This is a genomic window from Immundisolibacter sp. (genome assembly GCF_028696615.1).
Lineage (GTDB): Bacteria > Pseudomonadota > Gammaproteobacteria > Immundisolibacterales > Immundisolibacteraceae > Immundisolibacter.
On sequence record NZ_JAQVGQ010000249.1, the window covers coordinates 1 to 3,497 of the forward strand.

At 72.4% G+C, this 3,497-nt stretch carries 4 protein-coding genes; all 4 read right to left on the reverse strand.

Annotated features, from left to right (window positions below; translation table 11 throughout):
- Positions 1–157 precede the first annotated feature (157 nt).
- Complete coding sequence (gene coaD / locus PHC73_RS12600; RefSeq protein WP_300128850.1) at positions 158–640, reverse strand: pantetheine-phosphate adenylyltransferase; 483 nt, start codon at positions 638–640, stop codon at positions 158–160.
- 45 nt (positions 641–685) lie between these two features.
- The gene (gene rsmD, locus PHC73_RS12605) at positions 686–1,252 is read right to left on the reverse strand and encodes a 16S rRNA (guanine(966)-N(2))-methyltransferase RsmD (RefSeq protein WP_300128852.1); all 567 of its coding nucleotides are present in this window, start codon (positions 1,250–1,252) and stop codon (positions 686–688) included.
- Entirely contained in the window at positions 1,249–2,574 is a 1,326-nt protein-coding gene (locus PHC73_RS12610; protein ID WP_300128855.1) for a pitrilysin family protein, read from the reverse strand. The genes rsmD and PHC73_RS12610 overlap by 4 nt, the downstream gene beginning before the upstream one ends.
- A 25-nt stretch (positions 2,575–2,599) precedes the next feature.
- Positions 2,600–3,497: pitrilysin family protein (locus PHC73_RS12615; protein ID WP_300128859.1), on the reverse strand; the 898-nt coding region annotated here is incomplete at its 5' end.

The following is a 3,497-nucleotide window of genomic DNA, read 5'->3' on the forward strand; positions in this document are numbered from 1 at the left end:
GCTGTCGGTCAGGGATTTGTCGGTCTGCGCGGCGGCCAGGCGCTGGTCGATCAGCGTCGCATCCGGCAGCTTGATTTCAGCCGCCGCCAGCCACGCCGGCACCACCATCAGCAGCGCCGCCAGCAGCCGGCGCACGGCACGCATCGGCCCGCCCCCCTCAGGCCGGCGCCATGCGCGCGCGCAGCGCGGCCGCCACCGCCGGGTGCAGGAACACCGACACGTCGCCGCCGAAGCGCGCCACCTCTTTGACCAGGCTCGAGGAGATGAACGCGTGTTGCTCGGCCGGGGTCAGAAAAATGGTCTCGACCTGCGGGCGCAGGTGGCGGTTCATGGTGGCGAGCTGGAACTCGTACTCGAAATCGGACACCGCCCGCAGGCCGCGCAGGATGACTTGTGCCCCCTGACTGGTGACGAAATCGACCAGCAGGCCGTCGATCGGCATCACGCGCACGTTCGGCAGATCACCGATCACCGCGCGCACCAGGTCGATGCGTTCGTCCAGGCCGAACAACGGCTGCTTGCTGATGTTGCGGGCGATGCCGACGATCACCTCATCGAACAGCCGCGCCGCGCGCTGGATGAGGTCGGCATGGCCGTTGGTGATGGGATCGAACGATCCCGGATAGACGACGGTTGCCATGCGCTCCCCTGGGTCGTGGCGTGATGGCCGCAGCGCGGCAGTTCCTCAGCCGCCTTCCCACGCCAGCAGATGATAACCGACCTCCCCGGCGCGCTTGCTGCGCCAGGGCACCAGGCCCGGCGGCAGCTGCGGCATGCCGTCGCGGGCGGCGTGTTCGATGTAGACGCGCGCCTGCGGGGCGAGCTGGCCGCTGGCGGCGAGCTGCGCCAGCAGCGGCGCGAGCGCCTGGTCGGCGAACGGCGGGTCCAGGAACACCAGGTCGAAACGCCGCCCGGCGCCGCGCAAGAACACCGCCGCGTCGGCCTGCCGCACCTCGCCCGCGGGGGCGTCGAGCGCTTTCAAGGTGTCGCGCAGGTAAGCCGCCACGCGCGCATCACGCTCCACCAGCACCGCGCTGTCGGCGCCGCGCGACAGGGCCTCGATGCCCAGCGCCCCGCTGCCGGCGAACAGGTCCAGACAGCGCGCCCCGTCGATGACGCCCTGCAGCCAGTTGAACAGCGTCTCGCGCACCCGGTCGGGCGTCGGCCGGATGCCGGCGTCGGCCGGAAAGCGCAGCCGCCGGCCGCGCCAGCGCCCGCCGATGATGCGCACCTCGTTGCGCGGCCCGCTCATCGGCTGCCGGTCGCCGCATCGCCACCGACGCGGATCAGCACCAGCCGCTCGGGATCGATGCGCCGCGCGAAGGCATCGCGCACCTGCTGCACGGTGACGGCGTTGACGCGCTCGACGTAGCGGTCCAGCCAGTCGAGCGGCAGGCGGTAGAAGCCGATGACGGCCAGGTACTCGACGATGTCCTTGTTGCTGTCCAGGCGCAACGGGAAGCCGCCGGTCAGGTTGCGCTGGGCGGCGGCGAGCTCCTGCTCGCTCGGGCCGTCGGCGATGAACTCGTCCAGCGTCTGGCGCAGCAGCGCGGTTGCCTCGCCGGCCTGATCGCCGCGCGTCTGCAGGCCCATCACGAACGGTCCGGCCGCCCGCATGGGGATGAAATAGCTGTAGGCGCTGTAGGCAAGGCCGCGCTGCTCGCGAATCACGTTGCTGACGCGCGACACCAGGCCCGAACCGCCCAACACGTGGTTGCCGACCACCAGCGGGAAATAGTCCGGATCATCGCGCGTGAGCACCGGCGCGCCGAGCAGGATGTGCGCCTGCGCCGACGGGTGATGGATACGCTCGTTCACCTCCTGCGCCAACGGCAGCACGGCGCCGAGCGCCGGCGCCGGCGCGCCGGACGGCAAACCGGACAGCAGGCGCTCGGCGAGCGCCTGCGCGGCCGGGCGGTCCAGATCGCCGACGATGGCCAGCACGGCGTTGCGCGCCACGTAGTAGCGGCGGTGGAAACCCTGCGCGGCCGACCGCGTCAGCAGCGCCAGCGTCTCGGGCTCGCCGTCCGGCCAGTTGGCGTACGGATGGCTGCGGTAGGCGGCCTGGTAGAAGGCGCGGCTGGCGATCTGCCCCGGCTGCTCGCGCTGCTGCGCCAGCGCCACCTCGAGCGTGCGCCGGGCACGCGCCACCGCATCGTCGGGAAAATCCGGCTTGGCCAGGATGCGCGCGAGCAGGTCCACCGCCGGGCCGAGCTGCGGCGCATCGACCAGCGAGCGCAGCGACACCACCGCCATGTCGCGCTCGGCCTGCGCGCCGTACTGCGCGCCAAGGCGCTCGAAACCGCTGGCGATGGCCTGCGCGTCCAGCCCGTCGGCGCCGTCGAACAGCAGCCCGCTGGTGAAGCGCGCCAGCCCCGGGGTGGCGTCGTCGCGGGCGGAACCGGCGTCGAAGGCCACGCGCAGGTCGACGATCGGCAGATCCGGCGTGCTGACCAGCAGCACCCGCGCGCCGCTGGCGGTGGTCCAGGTGTCGATGGCCGGGATGGCGCCGGCGGCGCCGCTGAGCAGGCCGGCCAGCAGGCCGAACAGCGCCTGGCGCAGCGGGCGTGTCATCAAACCGCGTTCCGTGGCGCGCATGTCAGCCCCCGATGTCGTTGCGACCGCCCGGCAACACCGCCGGCGGGCGTTTGGGCAAGGCGCCCGGCTGCGGGCGCAGCACGCCCACGGTGAGCTTGTCCTCGCCCAGATAGCGCATCGCCACCTGCTGCACCTGCTCGGGCGTGACGGCGCGGATGCGCCGCACGTAGTCCTCGCCGACGCGCCAACCGATGCCGATGGTCTCCAGCAGACCGATGCGCATGGCCTGGTAGAACACCGAGTCGCGCTGGAACACCTCGGCCGCCACCACCTGCGCCTTGACGCGCTCGAGCTCGTCGGCCGCCACCGGCTGCTGGGCCAGCGCCCGCACCTGGGCGCGCAGGGCCTGTTCGAGTTCCTCGACCGTGTGGCCCGGCGCCGGCGTGCCTTCCAACAGGAACAGCCCCGGCGCGCGCTGGAAGGCGCGGTAGCCGGCGCCGGCGCTGGCGGCGATTTCCTGGCCACGGCGCAGCTGGCTGGCCAGGCGCGCGCTCTCGCCGCCGTCGAGCACGCCGGCCAGCACCTCCAGCGCGTACGGCTCCCAATCGGCGGCGTCGGCGCTGGCCGACGGCACGTGATAACCCATGAGCAGGTACGGCACCTCGGCCGGCGCTTTCAGTTCCAGGCGCCGCTCGCCGCGCTGGGCGGGCTCCATCTGCCGTTTCAGCGGCGCCACCTGCCCGCCCGGCAGGCCGCCGAAATAGCGCCGCGCCAGCGAGAACACCCGCGCCGGGTCGACGTCGCCGACCACCACCAGCGTGGCGTTGCTGGGTTGGTACCAGCGCCGGTACCAGTCCTTCAGATCGTCCACGGTCAGCGTGGCCAGGTCGTCCTCCCAGCCGATCACCGGGTTGCGGTACGGGTGCGCCAGGAAGGCGACGGCGTTGAACTGCTCGTAC